General features: G+C 68.6%; 19 protein-coding genes and 1 tRNA gene. 8 read left to right on the forward strand and 12 right to left on the reverse strand.

Annotated features, from left to right (window positions below; all coding sequences use genetic code 11):
* Nucleotides 1–59 precede the first annotated feature (59 nt).
* Nucleotides 60–132, forward strand: a tRNA-Asn gene (locus ACYVLP_RS11405).
* An 82-nt stretch (nucleotides 133–214) separates the two neighbouring features.
* Here the strand turns inward: ACYVLP_RS11405 and ACYVLP_RS11410 are convergent.
* From ACYVLP_RS11410 to ACYVLP_RS11435, 6 genes are all read right to left on the reverse strand, one after another.
* A complete protein-coding gene (locus tag ACYVLP_RS11410) occupies nucleotides 215–1,150 on the reverse strand; it encodes an amino acid ABC transporter permease (RefSeq protein WP_460627460.1) in 936 nt (311 codons plus the stop codon).
* On the reverse strand, nucleotides 1,147–1,824 hold the full coding sequence (locus ACYVLP_RS11415; RefSeq protein WP_460627461.1) for an amino acid ABC transporter permease: 678 nt from the start codon (nucleotides 1,822–1,824) through the stop codon (nucleotides 1,147–1,149). Before ACYVLP_RS11415 ends, ACYVLP_RS11410 begins: the two co-directional genes overlap by 4 nt.
* Before the next feature lie 115 nt (nucleotides 1,825–1,939).
* Nucleotides 1,940–2,776 carry a glutamate ABC transporter substrate-binding protein gene (locus ACYVLP_RS11420; RefSeq protein ID WP_460627462.1) on the reverse strand — a complete coding sequence of 279 codons (837 nt, stop codon included), beginning with the start codon at nucleotides 2,774–2,776 and terminating at the stop codon, nucleotides 1,940–1,942.
* A 60-nt stretch (nucleotides 2,777–2,836) separates the two neighbouring features.
* Entirely contained in the window at nucleotides 2,837–3,565 is a 729-nt protein-coding gene (locus ACYVLP_RS11425) for an amino acid ABC transporter ATP-binding protein (RefSeq protein ID WP_460627502.1), read from the reverse strand.
* Nucleotides 3,566–3,797: 232 nt separating this feature from the next.
* On the reverse strand, nucleotides 3,798–5,114 hold the full coding sequence (locus ACYVLP_RS11430) for a M23 family metallopeptidase (RefSeq protein ID WP_460627463.1): 1,317 nt from the start codon (nucleotides 5,112–5,114) through the stop codon (nucleotides 3,798–3,800).
* Nucleotides 5,115–5,491: 377 nt separating this feature from the next.
* A complete protein-coding gene (locus tag ACYVLP_RS11435) occupies nucleotides 5,492–6,442 on the reverse strand; it encodes a zinc metalloprotease (RefSeq protein WP_460627464.1) in 951 nt (316 codons plus the stop codon).
* 264 nt (nucleotides 6,443–6,706) lie between these two features.
* On the opposite strand from ACYVLP_RS11435, the gene ACYVLP_RS11440 reads away from it, so the two are divergent.
* A complete protein-coding gene (locus ACYVLP_RS11440; RefSeq protein ID WP_460627465.1) occupies nucleotides 6,707–8,590 on the forward strand; it encodes a glycoside hydrolase family 15 protein in 1,884 nt (627 codons plus the stop codon).
* 147 nt (nucleotides 8,591–8,737) lie between these two features.
* On the forward strand, nucleotides 8,738–12,382 hold the full coding sequence (locus ACYVLP_RS11445) for an ABC transporter substrate-binding protein (protein WP_460627466.1): 3,645 nt from the start codon (nucleotides 8,738–8,740) through the stop codon (nucleotides 12,380–12,382).
* A gap of 30 nt (nucleotides 12,383–12,412) precedes the next feature.
* Here the strand turns inward: ACYVLP_RS11445 and ACYVLP_RS11450 are convergent, their stop codons facing one another.
* Nucleotides 12,413–14,419 (reverse strand): transglycosylase domain-containing protein, encoded by a 2,007-nt coding sequence (locus ACYVLP_RS11450; protein WP_460627467.1) that lies wholly within the window; start codon nucleotides 14,417–14,419, stop codon nucleotides 12,413–12,415.
* A 177-nt stretch (nucleotides 14,420–14,596) separates the two neighbouring features.
* The gene (locus ACYVLP_RS11455) at nucleotides 14,597–16,507 is read right to left on the reverse strand and encodes a S41 family peptidase (RefSeq protein WP_460627468.1); all 1,911 of its coding nucleotides are present in this window, start codon (nucleotides 16,505–16,507) and stop codon (nucleotides 14,597–14,599) included.
* 266 nt (nucleotides 16,508–16,773) lie between these two features.
* On the opposite strand from ACYVLP_RS11455, the gene ACYVLP_RS11460 reads away from it, so the two are divergent.
* Nucleotides 16,774–17,295: a carboxymuconolactone decarboxylase family protein gene (locus tag ACYVLP_RS11460; RefSeq protein ID WP_460627469.1), complete on the forward strand. Its 522-nt coding sequence runs from the start codon at nucleotides 16,774–16,776 to the stop codon at nucleotides 17,293–17,295.
* Between the two features lie 222 nt (nucleotides 17,296–17,517).
* On the opposite strand, the gene ACYVLP_RS11465 is transcribed toward ACYVLP_RS11460, so the two are convergent.
* Nucleotides 17,518–18,216, reverse strand: coding sequence for an Ltp family lipoprotein (locus tag ACYVLP_RS11465; RefSeq protein WP_460627470.1), 699 nt, complete (start codon nucleotides 18,214–18,216; stop codon nucleotides 17,518–17,520).
* Between the two features lie 793 nt (nucleotides 18,217–19,009).
* Here ACYVLP_RS11465 and ACYVLP_RS11470 point away from each other — a divergent pair.
* Genes ACYVLP_RS11470 through ACYVLP_RS11485 form a run of 4 tightly spaced genes read left to right on the forward strand, consistent with a single transcriptional unit; the run spans nucleotide 19,010 to nucleotide 22,105 of the window.
* Nucleotides 19,010–19,420, forward strand: a complete 411-nt coding sequence (locus ACYVLP_RS11470; protein WP_460627471.1) for a hypothetical protein — start codon at nucleotides 19,010–19,012, stop codon at nucleotides 19,418–19,420.
* The gene (locus ACYVLP_RS11475) at nucleotides 19,421–20,191 is read left to right on the forward strand and encodes an ABC transporter ATP-binding protein (protein ID WP_460627472.1); all 771 of its coding nucleotides are present in this window, start codon (nucleotides 19,421–19,423) and stop codon (nucleotides 20,189–20,191) included. It abuts the gene before it with no gap.
* A complete protein-coding gene (locus tag ACYVLP_RS11480; RefSeq protein WP_460627473.1) occupies nucleotides 20,191–21,456 on the forward strand; it encodes a hypothetical protein in 1,266 nt (421 codons plus the stop codon). The genes ACYVLP_RS11475 and ACYVLP_RS11480 overlap by 1 nt, the downstream gene beginning before the upstream one ends.
* 13 nt (nucleotides 21,457–21,469) lie before the next feature.
* A complete protein-coding gene (locus tag ACYVLP_RS11485) occupies nucleotides 21,470–22,105 on the forward strand; it encodes a hypothetical protein (protein WP_460627474.1) in 636 nt (211 codons plus the stop codon).
* Between the two features lie 23 nt (nucleotides 22,106–22,128).
* On the opposite strand, the gene ACYVLP_RS11490 is transcribed toward ACYVLP_RS11485, so the two are convergent.
* The 3 genes from ACYVLP_RS11490 to ACYVLP_RS11500 form a co-directional block, all read right to left on the reverse strand.
* Entirely contained in the window at nucleotides 22,129–22,986 is an 858-nt protein-coding gene (locus ACYVLP_RS11490) for a hypothetical protein (protein ID WP_460627475.1), read from the reverse strand.
* Nucleotides 22,987–23,188: 202 nt separating this feature from the next.
* Entirely contained in the window at nucleotides 23,189–23,545 is a 357-nt protein-coding gene (locus tag ACYVLP_RS11495) for a hypothetical protein (RefSeq protein ID WP_460627476.1), read from the reverse strand.
* Nucleotides 23,546–24,575: 1,030 nt separating this feature from the next.
* On the reverse strand, nucleotides 24,576–25,463 hold the full coding sequence (locus ACYVLP_RS11500; RefSeq protein ID WP_460627477.1) for an arylamine N-acetyltransferase family protein: 888 nt from the start codon (nucleotides 25,461–25,463) through the stop codon (nucleotides 24,576–24,578).
* Nucleotides 25,464–25,520 lie beyond the last annotated feature (57 nt).

Here is a 25,520-nt window from a genome sequence, read left to right on the forward strand (position 1 = left end):
GGGCCGCGGAACACGATTTAGTCCCAGCGGAATCCTTTGCTATGGTTGCCCGGCAGCAGTCCCCTGTAGCTCAACTGGCAGAGCAGCCGGCTGTTAACCGGCAGGTTGTTGGTTCGAGTCCAACCGGGGGAGCACCGCATGACGAAGGCCCTGACACCGCATGGTGTCAGGGCCTTCGTCATGCCAGGCCGCGCGTCCAGGGCGCCCTCGTCCGTCAGCGGCCCTGGCTCGTGGCGTCTCCCGTGAACACCCCGGTGCCACCGAGGCCGTCTGTCGGGTTGTCGACGGTGCCGGGGCCCGCGACGCCGGTCGTCGGACCCGCTCGGCGCGGCCCGCGGCCCCGTCGGCTGAGCCTTCGCTCGACCCGACCGGCCAGGAGCGTCAACCCGTAGTTGAGCAGGATGAAGATCACGGCCGCGAGCACGTAGGCCGGAATGACCGCGCCGTAGGCGGTGCCCATGTCGCGCATGTTCTGCAGCAGCTCGGGATAGGTGATCGCCGTGCCCAGGGCGCTGTCCTTGAGGATCACGACGAGCTGCCCGACGAGCGCGGGGAGCATGGCGGTGAGAGCCTGCGGCAGCTGGATCAGCCGGAGCGTCTGGCCTGGGGTCAGGCCGATCGACAGGCCCGCCTCACGCTGCCCGGACGGCAGCGAGTGCACGCCCGAACGGACCAGCTCGGCGATGACCGACCCGTTGTAAAGCGTCAGCGAGATGACGACGGCGAAGAACGAGTTGAGGTTGCTGGCGAAGACGTTGTTGTACGCGAACAGCTGGAAGAGGAAGTACATCATCAGCAGCACGGGGACCGCGCGGAAGAACTCCACGATCACACCGCAGACCCACCTCACGGTGGCGATGTGGGACAGGCGTCCCATGCCGAAGAGGATGCCGAAGGCGATGGCGGCCACGATCGAGACCGCAGCGGCCTTGAGGGTGTTGATCAGGCCCGGGACGACATAGTCCTTCCACACGTCCGGGTTGAGCAGGGTCTTCCAGGTCGCCGGGTCGAGCTGGCCCTGGGCCTGCAGCTTCCACAGGACCAGGCCGATCGTCACCAGGGCGAGCACCAGGCCGGCCACGGTGAGCAACGCATAGCGCCGCCTCGCCTTGGGACCTGGGGCGTCGAACAGGACCGTCTGGGCGCTCATCGCTTCACCGCCAGACGTCGCGACATCGACGTGAAGAGCACGCCGATCGGGAGGGTCAGGATGACGAATCCGAGGGCGAAGACGAGGAAGACCGGCACGCTCGCGGTCTCGTTCTCGAAGATCTCGCTCATGAGCAGTGACGCCTCGGCCACGCCGATCACCGATGCGACCGTGGTGTTCTTGATCAGGGCGATGAGCACGGAGCCGAGGGGCGCGATCGCACCGCGGAACGCCTGGGGGAGGATGACCTGACGCAGGCTCTGCCCGAAGGTCAGGCCGATCGAGCGGGCCGCCTCGGCCTGACCGGCCGGGACGGTGTTGACGCCGCTGCGCAGCGCCTCGCAGACGAATGCCGCGTGGTAGATCGCCAGGGCGATCACCGCCCACCGGAAGCCGTTGTCGACGATCGAGGTCGGTGACTTCGGGTCGGTGAGGCTGATCTGAAGGATGTAGAACGGCCCTGCCAGCGCGAAGAACATGATGAGCGTGAGCGGGGTGTTGCGCACGGTGTTCACGTAGAACGCGCCGAGCCGCTGGAGCACGGCCACGGGCGAGACGCGCATGACCGCGAGGATCGTGCCGAGCACGAGGGCGCCGATCGCGGAGAAGAAGGCGAGCTTGATCGTCACCCAGAACGCGCCGATGACGTCGTACTTGTCGAAGATGTCGAGCACTGCGTCCCCTTCCGCGAAGAGGTCGGACCGAGCGGGGCCATGGGGTCACCGGAGACGGTGACCCCACGACCCACGCATCGGGTCAGGTGTCAGGAGCGGGAACCAGCGGCAGGTGTCACGAGCAGGCCGCCGGGGTGGGCGGGTTGCCCGGGCCCGGCTTGTAGTTCGCCGGGCCGAGGTTGTTCTCGATGGCCTTGTCCAGTGAGCCGTCGCTCTGCATCTTCTTGATGGCGTCCGTGATCTTCTGGCACAGGGCCGTGTCGCCCTTCTTCAGGCCGATGCCGTAGTTCTCGGTCGAGAACGGCTTGCCGACCAGCTTGAACTTGTCGGCGTTCTCCGGCTGGGCCGCGAAGCCGGCGAGGATCGCGTCGTCAGTCGTCAGCGCGTCGACCCCGCCCGTCTGCAGGGCGGGCAGGCACTCGGAGTAGGTCGCGAACTCCTGCAGCTGCACCGTGTTGGCGAACTTGTCCTTGACCTTCTGCGCCGAGGTGGAGCCCTTGACCGAGCACAGCTTCTTGCCGTTGAGGCTCTCCGGGCCGGTGATCGAGGTGTCGTCCGCCCGGACGAGCAGGTCCTGGCCGGCGACGAAGTACGGGCCGGCGAAGCTGACCTTCTCCTTGCGGGCGTCGGTGATCGAGTAGGTCGCGACGACGAAGTTGACCTGACCCGTCGAGATGAGCGTCTCACGCTGGGCGCTCGGCGCCTGCACCCACGTGATCTGGTCCTCGGACGTGCCGAGCTCCTTCGCGACGTACTTGGCGACGTCGATGTCCAGGCCGGAGTACTGGTCGCCCTTCTTGAGGCCGAGCCCCGGCTGGTCGTACTTGATGCCGATCTTGAGCCCGGAGCCTCCGCTTGCGCCGGAGTCGCCGCTGCTGCCTGAGCCGCAGGCGGCCAGGGTGACGGCGAGTGCTGCTACCGCTGCAGCCGCACCGAGTCGTCCTGCCTTCATCTGGTTCCTCCCTGAGTGGGTTGCTCGCGGCGCACGGGCGTGCGCCGCTTCTGTGGTGGGTCAGTGAGTGAGGATCTTGCCGAGGAAGTCCTTGGCCCGCTCGCTCCGAGCGTTGGTGAAGAAGTCGTTCGGCGTGCCGACCTCGACGATCTGCCCGTCGGACATGAACACGACCCGGTCGGCGGCCTTGCGTGCGAAGCCCATCTCGTGCGTCACCACGATCATCGTCATACCCTCGCGGGCGAGCCCGACCATGACGTCCAGCACCTCGTTGACCATCTCGGGGTCGAGTGCTGACGTCGGCTCGTCGAAGAGCATGACCTTCGGGCCCATGGCGAGCGAGCGGGCGATGGCGACGCGCTGTTGCTGCCCGCCGGACAGCTGTGCGGGGTACTTCTCGGCCTGGGCCTCGACGCCGACGCGCCTGAGCAGCTCCATGGCCTGTTTGTCGGCGTCGGCCTTGGACTTCTTGCGCACCTTGATCGGTCCGAGCGTGACGTTGTCGCGAATCGTCTTGTGCGCGAAGAGGTTGAAGGACTGGAACACCATGCCCACGTCGGCGCGGAGCTGGGCCAGCGGCTTGCCCTCCTCGGGCAGTGGCTTGCCGTCGATGGTGATGGACCCGGTCTCGAAGGTCTCGAGGCGGTTGATGGTGCGGCACAGGGTGGACTTGCCAGAACCGGACGGGCCCAGGATGACGACCACCTCGCCCTTGCCGACCGTCAGGTTGATGTCCCGAAGGACGTGGAGGTCACCGAAGTGCTTGTTGACGCCCTCGATGACGACCATCGGCTCACGCTGCGTGCCCGGGGCGCGGTCGACCGTTGCGTCGGAGTCGGGTTTCACGTCGTCCATTCCGGAAACCTATCGGGTCAAACGCGCCCGAGGGAGTCATCTAGGCGTGACGTGCCCGAATCGTGAGGACCCGGGCCGAACCGGACCAACTCGACCGGATGTGCAGCGACCTGTCTGGTCGCCGCCGCCGGGCAGGGCTCAGCGGAGCCTGCTCAGCCACTTCCGCTCAGGGCGCTGCGCTGCCCTCGGCCGCGGTCGTCGACTGGGGCGCGGGCTCGCTCGTCGTGGCGTCCGTCGCCGCGGCGGTCGTGGCGGCCTCGGTGGCAGTCTGGAGCACCTCGGTGGCTGTCGCCGTCGCCGTCTCGGTAGCGGTCGGCTCGCTGGACGGTGGCGGCGCCGCTTGACTGGTCGTCGCCGGCGGGTCGCTTGTGGTCGGCGGGTCCGTCGTCGTCGTGGCCGGGGGCGGGTCGGACGTCGTGGACGGCGGCGGGTTGCTCGTCGTCGGCGGGTCTGTGGTCGTGGACGGCGGCGGGGTGCTCGTCGAGGGCGGGGGAGTGGTCGTCGTCGGCGGCTTGGTTGTCGGCGGCTTGGTCGTCGGCGGTGGGGTCGAGTGGGTCGGGGTCGGACCTGTCGTGGGTCGCGACGTGGTTGGCGAGCTGGGCGGTGCAGGCGTCGCGTCGGGCAGCGGGACGTCGCCGTCCTCGACGGTGTGGACCACGCGGCCACCCTGGTCGAACACGACGTGCGGGACCACGGAGTACGGGACCGACTTCGCGTCAGACGGCGGGAAGCCGAGGTACGGGGCCGGGTCGACGTAGCGGTCGTTGACGATGACGTCGAAGTGCAGGTGGCAGCCGGTGGACCAGCCGGTGGTGCCGACGAGGCCGATCACCTGGCCCTGCTTGACGACGTCGCCTTCCTTGACGAAGAAGCGCGACTGGTGGCCGTATGCCGTCTTGAGCGTGGGCGTGTGCTCGATGATCGTGCGCAGGCCCCAGGAGTTCGACACTTCGGCGTAGATGACCGTCCCCGCAGCGGCAGCCCGGATGGGGGTGCCGCAGGTGGCGGCGAGGTCGATGCCGGTGTGGAACATCGGCCGTCCCAGCACCGGGTGCACGCGCGGCCCGAACGGCGAGGTCTCACCGCCGGGCACCGGGTGGATGAAGGTCGGGCCGCCGATGATCGGGGCTGCGATGGCCTGGGCCGCCAGCGGCGTGAGCTCGATCGCCGGGAACATGAAAAGGCCACCGCCAAGCGCGTCGGCGAAGGCGGACCCGGCGGGTGCTGTGGCTGCCCCCGCGCCGCCCGCGATCGCGGAGTCCGCGAGGTCGTTGCGCGCCTGGTCGACGGCCGCGACGGCGTCGTTGACCTCCGCGGGTGCGCCGGCTGCGAGAACGACGGAGGCCTTGGGGTTTGCAGGCGCACTGCCGCCGAGGAAGGGGAGCAGTGCGAACAGCAGCAGCAGCGCGGACAGCGGGACAAGCCGACCACTCACCCGGATGGTGAGCACGAGCGGACCGACGCGCGGTGAATCCTCACGCACCTGCAGGCCACCCCCCTCTGGGCTTCTCGTTGTCGTGCTCGTACTGCGTCGTACTGGGTCGTACCGCGATCGTGCTGCACAGTCCTGCATCGGTCTGCGCCGCAGGGACGTCCGGCGCAGACGATATCCGGCCCAGGAGCGGGAGCGGCGACGCTCCTTACCCGGTCGGACTTGTCCACCATAGGTCGGTACAGGGCCGCAGGGGCGGTTCCGATGAAAGTTCTGGGCGAGTTTGGACAGGATCCTGAGACAGATGGGGCGGATGGGGCAAATGCCCGAATCCCTGAGTGCCTCCTCGATGCGCCTGGGCACCACAAGGCGCCCGCTGGTCCCGGGACCGGCAGGCGCCTCGTCGTCCGGCCGCAGCCGGAGCGCAGTCAGCTCGTCGGAATCTTGCGGAAGGCGATCCAGGCGTCGTTCATGCGCTCCACCTGACCAGCGGTGAACATGTCCATGCAGGAGTCCTGCGTGTAGTCCATGAAGTTGTGGATCGGGTCGAGCCCGGGCGCGGTGCACGTGTCCGCACCGGTTGGGCAGTCGAACTGTGGGTGGGCCTCGCGTGGCGTGTCCGCGACGAAGTCACCGCTGGCGGAACAGCCGCTCTTGAAGGTGTGCTCGAGCATCAGCCAGTGCCCGACCTCGTGAGTGAGTGTGTCGCCCTCGGAGTACTTGCCGGCGGCTCCGCCGGGCATCGACTCGTCGAGCATGACCACGCCGTCGACGTAGTCACGACCGTGGTTGTAGCCCTTGGGGAAGTAGGACCAGCCGAGCAGGCCCGCGCCGATGTTCGCGGTGTACACGTTGAGGGTCTGTGAGTTCCCTTCGTACAGCGCCTTCTTCATGTCGCGCTCAACCTTGCCGGGCGTGACCGTGTACCACTTCGCGTTGACGGTCCACGTGATCTTGGTCAGGTTGAAGCGGAACGGCGAGTCGGCTGCGTCCGACGCGGTCCTTCCGCTGTACGAGTCGTTGAGAACCTTCATCTGCGCGTCGATCATGCGCTCCCAGCGGGACTTCTCGGCCGTGGTCAGGGTGTGGTCCGAGACGACGTGGAACACGGTGGGGATGTGGACGCTGCCGTTCGGCATACGGGGTGAGTCCTTGATGACGCCGTATGCGTTCGCATCGCTGGCCGCATAGAGCGCGGGCTCTTTGGCGGTGCTCCCTTGGCGCACGCGCGCGAGGTCCGGTGCGCCGGCGCACGCCGCGGCGCCCGGGGACGGCGTCGCGGGCGCCGCGCTGACCGCGGACCCCGAGGACCCGATGGCGACGACGCTCGTAGCGGCGGCGGCTACCGCCATCCAGCGCAGTGTCGGTGTCGATGGCATGCGATCTCCCCTTATCGGGACCTGTATCGGGAGCTGTTCCGGGACCTGTTCCGGGCTGCGTGTCGGCCACCCGTGCGAGCAGTCTTGAGAACCTACTGCCGTCGTATGCCGTTCGAGCGGCTTCGAAGGCAACGATCGGGTCTCGGTCGCGGCCGTGTCGGGCACCGGGGGCACACCGGCCCGGGTATGCCGGGCACCCGCGGTTCTCGACGCGGCGCCCTTGGCGCGGGAGACTTCGAGCACCGACTCGGAACGGAGTTCACCATGGCTGGCGACCGGATTCACGTGCGGACCAACCACTCTGCCTACCCGCCCATCGCCGACTACGGGTTCCTCTCGGACTGCGAGGTGACGGCTCTCGTCGCCCCGAGCGGGAACGTCGAGTGGATGTGCCTGCCTCGCATGGACGGGCCGAGCGTCTTCGGCTGCATGCTTGACCGCGATGCGGGTGGCTTCCGGCTGGGCCCGGCCGACATGCGTGTGCCCGTGTCCCGCAGGTACCTGCCGGGGACCATGGTGCTCGAGACGTCGTGGGGCACGCCGACCGGCTGGGTCATCGTGCGGGACGCGCTGCTCATGGGGCCGTGGCGTCACGACAAGGACCGGCGAGACACTCACCGGAGGGCGCCGACGGACTACGAGAGCGAGCACACGCTGCTGCGCACGATCCGCTGCGTCGACGGAGAGGTCCAGATCGCGCTCGACTGCCACCCGGTCTTCGACTACGGACGCACGCCGGCGGTGTGGTCGTACGACGGGCCCTCGTACTACTCCGCGGTCGCCGAGGGCGGGGCCGACGACGAGGTGCTGCGGCTGACGTCGGACATGCGGATGGGCTTCGAGGGTAGTCATGCGATGGCCCGGACTCTCGTCAAGGAGGGCGACACCCGCTTCGTGGCTCTGTCGTGGGCTGGGATCCAGCCCCCGATGTCCTACCCGGTCGCGTACCAGAGCCAGGTCTGGACCGCCCATCACTGGCAGCACTGGCTCGCGCGAGGCCACTTCCCGGACCACCCGTGGAGGACCGCGCTGGAGCGAAGCGCCTTGACGCTCAAGGGGCTCACCTTCGCTCCCACCGGCGCGCTGGTGGCCGCACCGACGACCTCGCTCCCGGAGGATCCCGGCGGCGAGCGGAACTGGGACTACCGCTACACGTGGATCCGAGACTCGACGCTGACGCTCTGGGCGATGGACCGACTCGGGTTCGACTGGGAGGCCTCGGACTTCTTCTCGTTCATCGCCGACGTGGCGGCGACCGGAGAAGACCTGCAGATCATGTACGGCATCGACGGGGAGCGGCAGCTCAAGGAGTCGACGCTCGACCACCTCGAAGGCTACGAGCGATCGCGCCCGGTGCGCGTCGGCAACGGGGCCTTCGACCAGAAGCAGCACGACGTGTGGGGAGCCCTGCTCGACTCTGTCTACCTGCACAGCAAGGAGAGGGACCGGCTCGACGACCGCTTCTGGATCATCCTCGCCCGGTTCGTCGACAACGCGATCAAGCACTGGGCGGAACCGGACCGTGGCATCTGGGAGGTGCGCGGCGAGCCCCAGCACTTCACGGCGTCGAAGGTCATGTGCTGGGTCGCGGTGGATCGCGGCGTGAAGCTTGCTCGGCTGCGCGACGAGAACGAGCGAGCGGACAACTGGAAGAAGGCGGCCGACGAGATCAAGGCGGATGTGCTCGCCCACGGCGTCGACGAGCGCGGCGTCTTCGTCCAGCACTACAACACCAAGGCGCTCGACGCGTCGGCGCTGCTCATCCCGCTCGTAGGGTTCCTGCCCTCGGACGACGAGCGCATCGTCAACACGGTGCACGCCATCGCCGACGAGCTGACCCGAGACGGCCTGGTGCTGAGGTACCGCGTCGAGACGACCGACGACGGCCTGTCCGGCGACGAGGGCACCTTCACGATCTGCTCGTTCTGGCTGGCGTCCGCGTGGGCGATCATCGGTGAGGTTGATCGTGCCCGGCACCTGTGCGAGAAGCTCTTCTCGATGGCGAGCCCGCTGGGCCTCTACGCCGAGGAGCTCGACGAGGCCAGCGGCCGCCACCTGGGCAACTTCCCCCAGGCGTTCACGCACCTGGGCCTCATCAACGCGGTCCTGCACATCATGTCGGCCGAGGCGGGCATCGAGATGGAGTAGCCCCACGGGCGAGCCAGGCCCCTTCGACGGTGACCGGGCGACCGTCGCGCGGTCACCTCCAGATCGTTCGGGACCGCGGGTCTGGCCCACGGCGCCGTATGCCGTCAAAGTCGTCCCTGCCCGACGGCGGGGTGGGACGATTCCCGCGTGAGCGAGCACCGGGAGGAGCGCCGCGTCGTCACTGCGTTGTTCGCTGATGTCGTCGGCTCGACCCCGCTGGGCGAACGGTTGGATCCCGAGGAGCTCAAGCTCGTCCTTCAGGAGGCCCTCAGGCGGATCATCGGGTCGGTCGAGGAGCTCGGCGGCACGGTGAAGGACCTCGCCGGCGATGGCGTCCTCGCCCTCTTCGGCGCGCCGGTCGCACACGAGGACGATCCCGAGCGGGCCATCAGGGCGGGACTTCGCATCGTCGAGGACATCGCAGAGTATGGCCGAGAAGTCGACCAGGCTTGGGGTGTCAAGGGATTCGCTGTGCGGGTCGGCATCAACACCGGGCTCGTCGTCGTCGGCTCGGTCGGCGCGGGCGGACGGGTGGAGTACTCAGCGACGGGCGACGCGATCAACGTGGCGGCGCGCTTGCAGGCTTCGGCCGCACCAGGCTCGGTCCTGGTCAGCGCCGACACCCAGCGGCTGGCGGCATACGCCTTCACCTGGGCCGAACCGGTGCAGCTGCAGCTCAAGGGCAAGGCCCTGCCGTTCCCAGCCGTCGCGGTCCTGGGCCTTGCCGCCCGCCCCTCGCGTGCCCGCGGTTTCGAGGGAAGCCAGGCGCCGCTGGTCGGCCGCGAGCGCGAGCTCGCCGCTGGGCGGGCCGCCATCGAGGCCGCTCTGGCCGGCAGCGGCGGTGTCGTGTTCCTCACCGGCGAGCCAGGCATCGGCAAGACCCGGCTGCTCGCCGAGCTGCGGAGCAGCTTCGAGCGGGGTCAGCCGGTCCAGGGCCGCGCCCGCTGGCTCGAGGGACGTTGCGTCTCCTACGGCGAGTCGATGCCGTACTGGCCGCTGCGCGACCTGATCCGCTCGTGGCTCGGCGTGCTCGCCGACGAGCCGGAGCTGCGCGTCCGTGTCGCTCTGCGGCGGCGCGTCGACGAGCTCTTCGGCGCCGCAGCGGACGACACGTACCCTTACCTCGGTGCGATGCTCGGACTGACTCTCGAGCACGATGTCGAGGCGCGGCTCGCCGAGCTGTCCCCGGAGGCCTTGCAGTACCGCACCTTCGAGGTGGTCCGTGCGTTCACGTCGCGCCTGGCGGCCGACGGCCCGGTCGCGTTCGCCATCGAGGACCTGCACTGGGCCGACGCCACCTCGCTCCAGCTGCTCCAACAGCTCGCTGCCGACACGGACACCGAGGCGCTGCTGCTCGTGCTCACGAGCCGTCCCGAGCGCGACCACGGGGCGTGGCGGCTCCGGGAGGACGTGGCTCGGGCGTTGCCCCATCGGGTGCAGGAGCTCGCTCTCGAGGCCCTGACCGGGGACGCGTGCAACGAGCTGCTCCACGCTCTCGTCGGCAGCGGCACACTTCCCAGGCAGACCGAGCGTCGGATCCTCGAGCGGGCCGAGGGCAACCCGTTCTTCCTCGAGGAGATCGTGCGCTCGCTGGCTGACGCCGGAGCCCTGGTCCACGACGAGCACGGCGTCTGGCGCTTCGAGCGCGAGGTTCCTGTGGAGATCCCGCCGACCGTCGAGCAGGTCATCCTCGCGCGCATCGACCGCCTCGAGCCCGCCGCCCACGACGCGCTCATGGCCGCCTCCGTCCTCGGGCGCCAGTTCGGGCTGCCCCTGCTCGAGGGCGTCGCCGACCGCGAGCCGGCCGAGGTGCGCGCCGCGCTCGCGGAGCTCCAGCGGCTCGACCTCGTCCGCGAGGTCCGCAGGTGGCCCGAGCCGGAGTTTCGGTTCAAGCACGCCCTGATCCAGGACGCGGCATACCGGACGCTCGTGCACGAAGAACGGAACCGCCTCCACCGCAGGGCAGCCGAGTGGCTGGGTCGGCAGTATGCCGGACGCGAGGACGAGGTCGCGGGCCTGCTCGCTCACCACTGGCTCGGCGCCGAGGACGAAGACCGCGCGGCGGCATACCTGGCCCGTGCCGGGGACCGGGCGCGACAGGAGTACGCCCTCGACGAGGCGATCGCGCACTATCGCGAGCTGCTGCCCATCCTGGAACGGCGCGGCGAGCGACGCGAGATCGCCCTGGTCCTGTTCAAGCTGGCGCTCGCTCTGCACATGGCGCTCCGTTTCGCGGAGGCGAACCGCGCCTATCAGCTCGCGTTCGACCGCTGGGACCCGCCCGCTGCGCGCGAGCTGCCTGACGACGGCTCGGTGACCGCCGTCCGGATCGGCAGCAGCTTCCTGCCCAACGACACCGACCCGAGGTCGGCGATCGCGTGGCCCAACATCCAGCTCTGTATGCAGCTGTTCGACCGCCTCGTCGAGGCGTGGCCGGAGCGCACCATCGTGCCCTCCCTGGCCGACCGGTGGGAGATCAGCGAGGACGGCCTGCGCTACGTCTTCCACCTGCGGGACGGGCTGAGCTGGTCCGATGGGCATCCCCTCACCGCGCACGACGTGGAGTTCGGGATCAAGCGGGTGCTCAACCCGGATTCCCCGGGGTCCTCCGTCGCGGTCTACTTCGTGATCGAGAGCGGTCAGGACTACTACCTGCGGCGCACGCGCGACGCGAGCACGATCGGCGTGCGCGCGCTCGACGACCACACGGTCGAGTTCCGCCTCGCCGCCCCTGCGCCGTACTTCATGAGCGTGATGAACCGCCCCGATGCGGGACCCCAGCCGCGCCACGCGATCGACGCCGCGGGCGACGCCTGGACCGAGGACCAGGTGGTCAGTGGCGCGTTCCAGGTCGTCGCAAAGAGCGCCGACTCCCTGACTCTGATGCGGCGGGACGGCGGCGCGCCGAGGACCGGGAACGTGCGGCAGGTCGAGTACCAGCGGGCGCCGGTCGCGGCGTCTCTCGACGGGTACTCGCGCAACGAGCTCGACATGATCCAGGTCCGCTACACGCCCCGGCTGGCCGACCTCATGCCGGCAGACGTGCCCGACGCGGCACCGGGGCCGGCCGCATGGTCGGGGTACCTGTCGTTCGACCACGCACACCCGGAGACAGGCAAGCTCGACCTGAGGCGTGCCCTGGCCCTCGCGGTCGACCGCGAGCGACTGGCCGCCGCGCTGCCGGCGAACATGATGGTGGCGACGGGCGGGGTCGTTCCGCCCGCGCTGCAGGGCCACACCCCGGACATCGCGCCGCGTTTCGACCCTGGGCGGGCCTGCGAGCACCTGGCCCGTGCGGGCGACCCGGGCACCCTCCGTGTCGCAGCCCTCGAGGAGAACCGGACCCTCGTCGCGACGGTCGTCGACGGGTGGCGCGAGACGCTCGGCATCGACGTGCAGATCCTGCCCTGGACCTTGCAGGAGGCCGTCGTCCTCAAGCGTCCGTGGGATGCCGCGCCGATCGTCATGACGGGGTGGCTGCCGGGATATCCGGACCCTGAGTACTACCTGCGGTTGCTGTTCCAGTCCGACAGCCGCACCAACGAGGGCGGCTTCAGCCACGCCCCGTTCGACGAGGTCATCGAGCGGGCCCGTCAGGAACGCAGTGACCGCGGCCGCCTCGAGCTCTTCCACCAGGCCGACCGCATGGCGGTCGCGGACCGCATCGCGTGCATCCCGCTCGTCTATGCCCGCAGCACGGCCGTGGTGAAGCCGTGGGTCGAGGGCTGGTGGGAGTTCGGCAAGACCTCGGCGAACTACGCCGACCTGGAGGTGCGCTCCACCAGGGCGTGACGGCGCGAGGGCAGGAGCTGCCCAAGGCTGTCAGGGCATCGGCAGGGCGGGCTCCCCGTCGAGGGATCCGTCCATGATCCGGCGCCAGATCGGTGCGGCGAAGCAGGCGCCGGTCATCGCCGTGCAGCTCTTGCCGGCCATCGACACGTTGAACATCGCGCGGTTCTGGTGGACCGGGTTGCCGACCCAGACCGCGGTGGTGAGCTGGGGGGTGTAGCCGACGAACCATGACTGGGCGTTCTTGTCGGCGGTGCCGGTCTTGCCTGCAGAGTCTCGCCCGGCGAGCTGGTTGAGGATGCCCGAACCGTGGGTCATGTTGTACATGAGGTACTGGGTCGCCTGGCTCACCGGCTTCGGGTCAGCGACTCGCGTGCACGACGGCTGCGGCGCCCACATGGTCGAGCCGCCCCGCTCGATGCTCGTGACCGGGTAGGTCTGGCACAGCGTGCCACCCGCGGCGATGCCGGCATACCCGTTGGCGAGCGTCTGCGGCGAGATGCCCTGAGCGCCGAGGACGACCTGCGGGGGATAGGTCCCGAGGGGGCTGCCGTCCGCGCCGTGGATGCCGAAGTCCGTCATGGTCTGGTGGATGGCACACACACCGATCTTGGTCGCGAGCTTCACGAACGCGGTGTTCGTCGACTTCGCCGTCGCGGTCATGAGGGAAAGGTGGCCGCCGTTGAACGCCTCGTCGTTGTAGACCTGCCAGTCGTTGTCGAGGCCGCACGGCTGCGGAAAGTCCGACGGGGTGAAGGTCGCGGGGTGGTGGTTGTCGGCCGCGGGCGCGTCGACGCTGGCGTGGGTGCCCAGTCCCTGCTCCATCGCCGTGACGAGGGAGAACGCCTTCGCGGTCGAGCCGAACTGGAACCCGCCCGAGCCGCCGTATCGGCCGTCGACCGAGTAGTTGACCTCCGTCTCACCAGAGGACCCGCTGCCGTATGCCGTGTCCTGACCGAGGGCGAGCACCTTCCCGGTGCCCGGCTCGGTCACGTATGCCGCTGCCGCCACCCCCAGCGAGTTGTCCTGCGGCGCAACCCGCTGCAGCGCCTTGTTGACCTGACGCTCGATCGCCGGGTCCAGCGTCGTGTGGACCGTGAGCCCGCCGCCGAACAGCATGTCGTGGCGGGCCTGCTGGGTCGGCCCGAGCGCGGGCGCCTGTTCGAGCCAGCTGATGACGAACGAGCAGAAGTAGGGGTAGCGGGACTGCTGGCACGTGGCCGGGGGCCGGGTCACGTCGAGGTCGGACTTGAGCGAGTGTTTCCGGCCCGCCTGCCACTGGGCGTCCGTGAGCTCACCGAGGTCGTGCATGCGGTCGAGCACCACGTTGCGCCGCGCCTGCGCCTGCTTCGGGTGGTTCACCGGGTCGGTCGTGCTGGGGCTCTGCACGAGGCCCGCGAGAGTGGCTGCCTCGTCGAGGGTCAGGGCGCTCGCGTGGACGCCGAAGAAGTGGCGCGAGGCGGCCTCGACGCCGTATGCGCCGTCGCCGTAGTAGGCGAGGTTGAGGTACCCCTGGAGGATCTCGTCCTTGCTCCACGTGCGCTCGAGCGCGACGGCATACCGCAGCTCAGTCAGCTTCCGCGGAAGGGTGCGCGCCACGGCCGCCTCGGCGGCGGCATTCTGCCCCGCCCGCAGCGCCTGGGTCTCGAGCGTCATCTTGACGAACTGCTGCGTCAGGGTCGAGGCGCCCTCGGTGGCCTGCCCGGTGCGAAGGTCGTCGAGCATCGCGCGGGCCAGGCCCTTGGGGTCGATCGCGCCGTGCTCGTAGAACCTGCTGTCCTCGATGGCGACCTGGGCGGTGCGCATGATCGGCGCGACCTGGGACAGAGGGATGACCTGCCGGTCCTGGTCCTCAGGCATCGCGATGAGCGAGCCGTCCGAGGCCAGGATGCGGGAGCCTTCGCTCAGGGGCTCGATGCTGAAGGCGTCCGGAAGCGAAAGGAAGGCCGAGCTGCCGCTGTTGGCGAGGCCGCCCAGAGCCGCAACGCTGGGTAGGTAGATGCCGACTGCGAGCAGGCCCAGCAGGAGTGCGGCGGTCATGAACCCGACCATGAGCCGGGCAATTCTCCCCAGGTCACCTCGTACGGACCTCACCCTTGACGATAGGCCCATAGCCCTGATGGTTCTCTGGGCCCAGGCTGGACGCCGCCTCAGTTCATCCCGACGTCGGCCGCACCTGCACTGTCGAGGAGCAGGATGGTTCTCGCGATCGGTAGGTCACAGCCCGATGCGGCGGGCGGCGACGAGCTGGCCTGCGGTGTCGAAGCCCTCGATCCGGACGGCCACGGGCGCGGCGGCGGTGGTGATGGTCACCGTGTTCTCGCCATCGACGGTCGCGGTCGTGAGCACCGGTCGTCCGTTGACGTAGACATCGACGCTTGCGACGGCCTTGGTCGTGAGCTTGAGAAGCCGCTTGCCGGCGCCTGGTGTCGCCTCCACTTGGAGCACTCGCGGGGTGCGTCCGGCGAGCAAGGCGCCGGCGGCCTCCATGAGGTCTATGTTGTCCTCCAGCAGGTCACGCCGGGTCAGGTCATGGGTGCTGTCGGGGATCACACCGAGGTCCTCCACGGGTTGGCCGAATCGTGCCCCGACTCGCAGGCAGCGACGCAGCGCCACGCGCATCTGGGCGCCCTTCGGGAGTGGTCGCAGAGGCCCGCCGACCCAGTCGCCGCGAAGGTCGTCGTGGGTGACCACGTTCGCTCCACCCGCACCGGTGTTTGCGTCGACGCCGAGTACCGGACCGATCTCGTGGTCCTGGAAGCCGGCGGCGAAGATGTCGCACGCGCTGTAGCACTGGGCGTCGGTCACGAGAACGACCGGCCCGTGATAGAGCTGGCCGACGCTGTTGACGGCCTTCGTGGCGTAGAGGGGGAGTGCCGTCGAGTAGGCAGCGCCGGTGGTGACCGACTCCTCGAGTGATGCCTTCCATTCGCCGTAGTCCCCCACCGCCTGGGTCAGGGAGGCGGTCGACCTGGTGCTCACGAACTGCATCGGTTCCGGGGTGATCTGGCGAGGGGTGAAGAACTGGAGCAGGTACTCCGCGGCAATCACATAACCCCCGCCGTTGCCACGGACATCGAGGATCAGCCCATCCGACGGCAGCACTGACAGCAGGCGGCCCACTTCCTCGACGAACTCGGCGATCTTCTGGTCCACCATGTGGAAGGTGAAGATCCGCAGGTGTCCGAAGGTGCCATGCGACGTCTCGATGGTCCGCGCCTTGAGCTCTTTCGGTCGCGTCGTGGGCACGATGCCCGCCGCGGCCTGCGAAGGAGTGGCCTCGGGCACGCCACCCTCGGCGACCCTCCTCTCCTCGTCGAACGAGGCGGGAGCGAAGAGGCGGCGCTTCACCTGCCGGGTGAGCTCGGTGCGGAGGTCCATGCCCACCAGATGCCGGGGACTCACCGCGACACCGCTCGGGAGCGACGGCAGCGCGCCGGGGGTCGTGACCTCCGCGGCGCTCTCGAAGACCCGCCAGGGGATGCGCGTGGTGTGAGTCTGTCCGTCCGCCTCGTAGGTGAGCTCGACCCAGTCCTCGTCGGGCGGCAGCGACATGTCGATCGCGCGGATCGTCATGTTCTGCAGTCCTTGCGCCATCTGGGCGGCTCTGTTGCTGCCGGCCTCCCGCGCGGCGTTGGCGGCGACCGCGATAGCGATCGGAGTGCCGTTCCAGTGCGTCACCTCCACGCCGGCCTTGAGCCTCGGGTCGCCGGTGATGTGGTCGAAGGTCTTGGTGACCACATATGACGGCGAGCCGTCCTTCACGCACTTCTCCAGAAAGACTCCGAGGAAGGCGAATCCTGCGAACCGCGACGGCAGTATGTAGTTGGTGTGCAGGTCATGAAGGCCGAGGAAGATCCGCTGAAGCTGCACGTGGAACTCGGTCTCGCTCAGCTCTGGTAGCCGATGGCGGAGCAGACGCAGACTCTGCAGAGGGTCGATGGCATGCATGGCGCGTTTCAGCGGCAGATGCACGTAGATCCCGTCGAGGAGCAGCTCGGCCTGGTCCAGGAGCGTTCGCCGCTGCCCCTGTGTGAGGGGACCGCCCGCAATGTGGGTGCGGAACTGCGGCATGGTGCGGACGACGCCCAAGCCATGGCCTGGCGTGAGCTCGATGATGTCGGACATGAGAGTGCTCCTGGTCGGCGACGTTCCTAGGTTAAGGAGCCGTCAGGAATCAGGGAGATACACGAGTCGCCGCGCCTGGCACTCACCGCCTCGGCGGATGGTCACTGACGTCGCAGCACTGCGACGTCACTGACCATCCCGGGCGCTGCCAAGAGAGATGCCCTGACGTTGCTGCAGACGCACCCCATCATCCGTGGAGATTGGATCAATCAGAGGACCCTATTTTGGCTCTTCTGATGGTCCACTGCCGTGGCAAGGATGGTCTCATGACCACCACCGAGCAGAGCACGATCGTCACCATTCCCGAGCGCCTGGACTTCTCGGCGACCGCTCCTTCGTTCTCGGCGGCGATGAACCGCCTCGACGCCGCCGCCATTCACGAGCTCGACCGGGTCGGCTTCCCCGCCGGTCTGCGCGAGCTCGTGCGGCTGCGCGCCTCCCAGCTCAACGGGTGCGCCTACTGCGTCGACCTGCACACGACTGCGGCCGTGGCCGCCGGCGAGGCCATCCAGCGGATCGCCGCCGTCGCCGTGTGGAACGAGTCGACGTTCTTCAGTGCACGGGAGCGCGCCGCACTCGCCTTCACAGAGTCGGTGACACTGGCAGCGCAGACCCGGGTGCCGGTCTCCGACTACGAGGCCGTCGCCGAGCACTGGTCGCGTGACGAGATCGGTGCGCTGCTGTCCCTCATCGTCACGATCAACGCGTGGAACGCCATCGGTGTCGCGACGCGCACCTGGGAGCCCGTGCTGGACACCGAAGTCCGCGCAACCTCTCGCGGGGAATGAGCGCATCATCGGGGTCGAGCTGAACGACGCCGACGAGCAGGTGGTCGGAACACGTCGAGAACACGGTTCACTTGCGCCGCTACTACTGGACATGTCCTTTCGGCTCACAATGCTTCCGTCGTCGACCGTCTCTGACGGTCGTTCTGCGGCCTGGCTGCGGCCTGGCTGCCTGCTCGAACCTCGCGGGTAATCGTCGGTTCGAGCGGGCCGGCAGGTGAGCCGTCAAAGACCGGCGGCCTTCACCCCGTACTCAGCCTGGGCGGTCGTGAAGCCTTCGAACTTCAGCTGCTTGATGAGGCCGTTGTGTGAGAACGACGTGAGGTCGAGGTAGTTCTTGGCCGACTCCGCGGCCTCCTCCTTCCAGTTCACCGTGATGTGGTCGACAGCGAACGTGGCGTCGGCCGTAGAGAACTCCTCGAACACCAGCTGCTTGATGAGGCCCTTACGGGAGAACGCGGTCAGGTCGATGTAGTTCTGTGCGGACTCGATCGCCTGCTTCTGCGAGACGGTCATCGCGGCGGCCGCCTTCTCGGCCGCGGCCTTCTCCGCTGCTGCCTTCGCGGCGGCTGCGGCCTCGGCCTTCTTCTTTGCCTCCTCGGCGGCCTTGGCTTTCGCGTCGGCGGCGGCCTTGCTGGGGTCGACCGTCGGGGTGGAGGCTGGGGCACTGCTCGAGGACGCGGCCGTGGAGCTCGACGAGGCGGCCGGCGCGGCGGCCGGGTTGGAGGCGGGCCGGTTGCCCTGCGTCGTGCCGATGGCGATGAGCGCGACGAGGATGCCGCCGGTCCAGAGTCCGGCCTTCTTGCCGCGGCTCATCTTCTGCTTGGGCTCGGGCACCGGGGTGTCGGTGAAGGGCTGTCCGGCGGGCGGGAGGTAAGGCTCGCCCTGTGGTGCGGGCATGGGTTGGGTGGGGTGGTCGCTCATCGGTTGGGTTGCTTCCTTGCGTGGTGGCCCTTGGGGGCCAATGGGTTTGGGTCCAGCGGAGCACGGAGCATCCCCGGTGCGGCAGGTCCATTGGTCCCCCGTTCTCCCGCTCGGCGTGAACCCGCCCAAGGCGTCGACAACCCTGCCGAGGCTGCCGCGCAGCGCATGCAGGGGCACGCCTCGGCCGCGATGACGCTCGACGTGTAATCCGGCCTGTTCGAGGACCGCCTGGACGATATGGCGGACCGGATGGACTCGCTCGCTCGGGCTGCTGCAGACTTTCTGCGGCCTGGCGGACAGGTGGTGAGCCTGCCCGTCAGCGTCTCCGCAGGTCAGACGGGGTGGGGCAGCAGGGGCTTGAACCCTGGACCGACGGATTATGAGTGCGAGAGTCGGCGGCCCGGATCAGGTGCTGAAGTTCCCCAGAGTTCCTTGTTTGTGCTCAGACGGCGGGATCGGACAGGGATCGACCCACAGTAGGCGTCCCCTCGAGCATGCGGAAGCACCTGAGTTGGCGCAATGAGTTGGCGCAATGGGTTGGCCTTCTGGCAGCGCAGCCGCGGGCCGGGGTCGAGCAGCACGGGCCGAATATCGGCACCGCTTCGCGGGCCGTTCAACGACATCGGGCGCGCACCCGAGGCACCGTCCCGCATGTGTGGTGCCCAGGAGCGTCAGCTACAACTACCGCGCGTCATAGCTGGCTCACAGGCCCGTCTAGTTAGGCGTGCCGGTCAAAGCGGCGCACCTGCATCTCGATCGGCTCAACTTGTTCAGGATGAAGACGGAGGTTCGGATGATGAGGACAGCACCCTGGAGGCGACGAGGCGGTCTGGCGGCTGGTGTTGCGGCGGTGTTGTTGTCGGCCACCGGTATCAGCTACGCGTCGGCGATCACGGCGAGCTACTTCACGTGGACCACCCGGTCATCGGGCAGCGCGGAGTCAAGCAGGTTCGGGCCGCGGAACCCGATGAAGCTGTGCGCTGACGTTCAGGGGTCGAGCTCGTCGCAGCAGCTGCACACGTACCTGATGCGTGACATCCAGTTCCTCCCCGACCCGATCCAGCGCCAGTACTGGCCGCTCTACAAGGATCCCTACGGCTGCGCCGTAGCCTTCAACGGGTCGGCGAACGAGGGGTACTACACGAGCGTCACCTGGTTCTCAGAGTCAGTCAGCCACAACGGTTTCGTGCAGGTCACGAACTAGATGCACGATCCGGTCCTGGTCGTGCAGGGCTTGACGGTGACCTTCGGGTCGACTCGGGCCCTGCACGACGTGACGTTCGTGATGGAACCCGGGGAGCGGATCGGTCTGCTGGGGCGCAACGGTGCCGGCAAGTCGACGCTCTTCGACTCGATCGTGGGCGCAAACTCCCCCTCGGCCGGCCGGCTGGTGGCCGCGCACGGTGTTCTGCGGACCCGGCGCGCGTGGCAGGTGTGGCGGGCGCGGGTCGGGTTGCTGCCGCAGCGTTTCGCGTTCGACCCGGCGCTGACCGCGTGGGAGACCGTGGAGTACTCGGCCTGGCTGCACCGCGTCGACCGGGCCTCACGTAAGGACGCTGTCCGCCATGCGTTGGGTCGCGTCGACCTGCCCTTGATGGCGCAGCACACCCGCATGAGCCGGCTGTCCGGCGGGATGGTGCAGCGGGTGGGACTTGCCTCTGCGCTCGTGCACCGCCCCGCGGTGCTGCTGCTCGACGAGCCGACGACCAGTCTTGATATCGAGCAGCGTGCGCTGTTCCGGGACCTGCTGCGAGGCCTGGACACCGACGCCGCTGTCCTGATGAGCTCGCACCTCGCGGAGGACGTCGCGGCGACCTGTGAGCGCACCCTCGTGCTCGAGCAAGGGCAGCTGGTGACCGATGCACCGACGCACGAGCTGTGCGGGGTACCGTCCACGCGCGAGGTGACCGGCGCCGGGGTGGAGGCGGCGTTCCAGCGGGCGATCGCAGCTGCCGGCGTCACGGAGGGAGTGTGATGCGATCACTGCGGTCCATGCGGGTGCTGTGGATCTTCCCGCTTCTGACCGGGCTCCTGCTCGGGCAGATGGTGCTGGATCCGGCCGCGACCTGGCCCGGATGGTGGCAGCGGACCACGGTCCAGATTCACACCGTCACGCTGATGATCCTGGGGACTGCGGCCCTGGCAGCCTCCGCCTGGGTCGTCGCCGTGGCAAGAGGGCGTGGGCTGCTCGGGTCCCAGGCGGCCGTGCCGACCAGCGGGGCGCGGGTGGTCGCGCGGCTCGTCGGCCCCGTATGGGTCGGTGCCGTGGCCGGGTTCGCCGTGCTGTTGACGGTGGCCAGTATCCGGTCCGCGAGCGTGTCCCCGGGGGCGCCGACCTGGTCGCTGGTGGCGCTCACCGTGGCGTTCTTGGGTCTGCAGGTCTCGTTCGGCGCGCTGGCGGGCGTGTGGCTCCCAAAGTTCATCGCGCCCGCGGTGGCCCTCGTGGCGCTGATGGGTCTCACCGGCGCCCAGCTGTACGTCGAGGATGGGGAGCGGACCTGGGGCAGGCTGCTCCCGGTCCTGCAGCAGCCGTTCTGGGACCCGACGTCGCGGGCCGCCGACGGGCGGATCCTCGCGGCCACCGCGTGGCTCTTCGTGGCGAGCGGCCTTCTCCTCGCCGCGGCCGGGCTCAGGCGGCCCCTGACCCCCATCCGGTGGACGCGGCTCATCGGGCTAGCGGCGGCCGGCGGTGTGTTGGCGATGCTGGTGCTCGTCCCGCGTGTGCCCGAGGGGCAGGCGGCCTTCGCCGACCAGATCGGTCCGCGCGACGAGATCACATGCGAGGCCGTGGACCGGGGTCGCGTATGCGTCCGTAGCCGCGAGCAAGACCTGCTACCAACCTTCCGGGCGGCATATGCGCGACTGCACGACGTCGCCGGTGGCCTGGACACCATGCCGCACTCGCTGGTCGAGACAGGGATAGCCAACGACGGCGGATTCGAGGTGCAGCTCGTTTCCCGCAACCCCACGCAAGACTCGGTGCTGATCGACCTGATCGGCCAGCTACCGACATCCTCGCCCCCGGGCTGCCCCCGGGCCGAGGAACCAGCCCTCGGGCTCATGCTGTGGCCCGAGGTCGTCACCAGCCTGCTCGAACGGCGTGCCGGCCTCGGTCTGGACGCGGAACCGTCACCCGTGGTCACCAGGCTCGAGCGCCTAAGCCGCGGCGATCAGGACGCCTGGCTCAACCAGGCCAGCCAAGCAGTCGCCACCTGCCGGCCCGTACCAGCGATCCACTGACGAGGCCGATCCCGTGACGACGCCCCCAAGCCACTCCGGCCCGTTCACCTCGTTCCTGCTGACGCGCCTTTATCCCGTCGCGGTCATCCTGCTGATCGCCAGCATCATCGCTTTCGGCACTGTTCTGGCGTCGACCATGGTCCCGGTGGGCATCGTGACGGCTCTGGCACCAACGTCGGACACCTTGGTGCGCCTGGCCGAACCCGCTCTGCTGGCAACCCTGCTCGGCATCACTCTGCACTCCGGTCTGACCGAGATGGAGCAGAAGTCACCGCGAAGGGTCGCTGTCTGGCATCTCACGGCGCACCTGACGACCCTCGGCCTGGTCGCTGCCGCCCTCGTGGTCCAGGCCCGCGTGGGGCATTTGTGGCCCTGGCCGCTGCTGGTCGGCCTGCTCGGCTACCACGGCATCGCCCTGCTCGGGTCCGCGTTGCTCGGAAGCTTCGGACCCACGCTCAGCGCCTTGTTCGCCCTGGCCGTCGTCGTTGTCGGCGTCAACGGAGCCAACGAGCCCGCCTGGTGGGCATGGCCCCTCGCACCCGACATCGCCACCCAGGCGACCGCGGCCGCCACGCTCTGGGTGGCAGGCATTGCCGCACAGGTGATTCAGCACGGGCGCGTTCGTCGGCGCCGCCGCCACCGTGGCTGACCCGCTCAGGCTCGAGTCTCGCGCTATCGCGCGACGAACGCGCCAATCGCTCCAAAAATGATCGGCGACGAGATCAGCACACCAGCGCTGAAGTCGCCGAAGATGGTCCGGTCCGTCCCAAGCATGCTCGCTGCATCTTTGCGTTCTCTCATGGCGCCAATTACGTCAGATTGTGCGCTCAACGTCTCGATAGGTACGAGTTCATCGAGGAAATCTCGACCTCGGGAACGCAGAGCGGTCCATCCGGGGAGGTAAGAAACGGCGACGATCAGAGAGCCGAAAGCGCCAAAGACGAGAACATATGTGGGTGCGGGCCACGCGGCAGCAGGGTCGAGCGACCTGTCGAGCAGTTGTTTCGTGGAGTACTCAATTGTGACTAGCGCGACGAGGCCACCAGCAGTGACAAGCAGTCGATCGAGTAATGCTCGAAGGTCCAGCAGGTGTTTCAGCCTTGCCCCCATTGCGGCCTGCCGTTCAGCCCGCTGCAGGGCGGCCCGCACTGCGAACATTGATGCGACCAGGGAAGAACCAAACGCAATGGCAACGCTGGTGAGGTAACTACCTCCGAGGCTCACGCTTGACGTTCCAGGTAGCAGGACCGTGATGTTGGTGAGGGCAATAGCGATGACCACCAGCACCAAGGCGCGCGTCCAGATCGGCCGGGTCGGCAACTTGTACAGCGTCGCAAGTTCGCTTAGGCGCCGCCTGCCATAGACGAATGCCGCCCCGGACGAGACTCCCACCGCGATGGCGACAGGCGCCCAGACAATCCACTCGGACCTGCCGTTGCCCGGCTGCGACACGACAGTGACAACGGCGACAGCGAGGCCCAGCACGGGCGGGCCAACCGCTCCAAGCAGAGCTGTTGCTGACACGCTCATTCCCTCATTCTCCACGCGAAACCCGGGTCGTCCGTGCGAGGCTCGCCGTCGCGTAGGAACTTCGGGCGGCCCATCGCTTTGAGGCGTTGGCCGCGTGGGTGAGCCCGGCCCGTAGATCCCGCGCTCTTCGATGAAGTCACAAACATCCGGCCCGAGCGTCGGCCACGGCTCCTCGTCGCGGCCGGGAACGACCAAGAGCACGTCAGCTCACCACATATAGACCAGAACACGGGTCGTCATCCCCGCTCTTCGTCCGCGACGACTTCGAGGGACTCTGTGACTGCCGCCGGCGAGCGCCGCAGTCCTCAACCTCGTCGACCTTCTCGATCTCGGCACGAGCACGCAGCAGGTCAATCGGCGTCAGGCCGAAGTCCTTCCGTTGCAGGCGCGCCTCCGTCGCCGCCTTCAGATCAGCCTGCTCACCCTTGGCGTTCCAACGCACGAACTGCGCCAAGGTACGAGTGAACGCCGTCGACGTCTCCCACAGCGCGGCTTGCGGCGTCGCCCAGAGCCCCACGCACAGCTCCAGCTCCAGGTCCGTCTGCTGCTCGATCTGCAACGACAGGATCGCCGCCGAGTGCTCAGCCTGAGCCAGCTGCCGACGCAGCCGACCCTTCGTCCGCCCATCCTCGGCGCCCTCGATTTTCGACCGTGAGCGACGCAACTTTGTCCTGCGACAGATCACGCATGGCCGTCAGCTTCGCGTCCGAGGGCAACGGCCAGGCCGGCCCGCGCCCGAACGGCCACCCGCTGGCAAAGCAGTGAAACCCGCCTTCGGGTTGTTCAGCCGAGCGCGTCGACTCGGGTGTTTCGGAGACGGGCCGGACATCGCAACGACCTCCATGAGGGAGAGAAAGGGTGGCCATGGCGGGCCAGACGACGAACCCCGTATGACCACCAGCCGGGACTCCCCGAACCCGTACAGCCGGAATCCGCAGTACCCACCGGTGTCGGGAAGGGGTGCCGCTGCGGGGGTGATGCGCCCTGGTGTCAGGATGAGCTATCGGCGCCTTGGGCGGCCGTTGCAGGAGCGACGGAGAACGGTTACTGGCCCTGGCATGCCGCCGTTGGCCACAGCCGTGAATGGGACTGAACCGCGATGCCATGGCCCACAGGCACTTCGACCCAAGTCCAAAGGCGACGGGGGAGGTCACGCACGTGGAGCCGACCTTGGACCCGAAACCGCCCGGTCCATCGAGTCATCGGGCACGATGTCCGCATCGCGGGTCGCGCCGGACCCCTCCAAAACCCCGGCCGGCCTGCGTGCCGGCCCTAACCTCCTCAAATCGCAGGCCAGCGCGGGCCCCGCACAGGCTGTTGGTGCCGGGTGGCCCACCAGCGGGCCCTGTGTAACGATCCGGGTTCGTGGCGATGCAGTAGTCGAGGGCTGCAGCCGGACCCCCGAGCGGCTGCAGCCTCTCGCATGGGCGCCCAGAGCAGGGAGGTGTCCTCATCGGGCCCCCTTCCGGGCGGCGGTACCTCCCGCACGCCGGCCAGGGATCGCCGTCGGTATCAAGGTGACTCTGGCTTCGAGACCGACCGCGTCCGCGGCCAGGGCGGCGACTTCGGATGCGTCGCCGGGGCAAGGCTCAGTTCTGCGCGGCTTGTGACTCTTCCCAGCGGTGATGCGCGGCAAGGACATTCGTCCAGAGTCGATCGCGCGTCTCCTGGGCCATGGTCGGGAACCGAAGCGCGAACACGTCGGCGAGCACGTCGAACCACTCCGCGCGGCTGGTGACGGGTTCATCGGTGTGGGCGCCGTCGCCGACCCGGCTCAGCACCAGCCCGCGGATCACATCCGCCCCGGTGGCGTCGCGCCGTTCGGCCATCGGCACCTGGACGAACCCCGACTCGGGTGAGGTCGACAGCCAGCGGTGCTTCGCCTCGAAGTCGGTCAGCTGGGCGCGGCCCTCCGTCCATGTCATCCCGGTGAATCCACCCGCCGGGTCATGGGTCAGGTGCCATTCCGGCCGGTCGGCGGAATGCTCGAGCGACAGCCGGAAGGGTCGCTGATCGTGCCATCCCGCAACCAGCGGAAGCGGCTCGTGCAGGGCGTCGCCCAACCCGTTGTCGACGTACCAGATCCCGCCCGGGTTCGCCTCGCTCGGTGGGAGCTGCACGGTGAGGACCAGATGGTTGCCCATAGCCTCGGGGTTCGGGCCTTCGGGGCCGTGCACCCCTCCCACGTGGCCCTGCACGGCGTACCCGAGAGAGCTGAGCAGCAGACCCAGCGCCCCGTTGGTGTGGTAGCAGTATCCGCCCCGGCCTTCTAGGGCGATACGGGTCGCCGACTCGTGCGGGTCGATGCCCCAGGCCTCGCCGGCAGGGATCCACCACGTCTCGTACGGGATGCGCTCCGCATGGCGACGCACCAGCAGCTGCATGGCCTCCACCGATGGCGGCTCGGCGGGGATGCCGAGACGTGCGAGGTACGCCCGCCGGATATCAGGATCCAGTCGGGCCATCGACTCGAACACAGCCCACCCACCTTCCCTTTAGGAGTCCGACCGAACCGACCTCGTGCAGACCGCTCA

This window comes from Intrasporangium mesophilum, assembly GCF_054783095.1.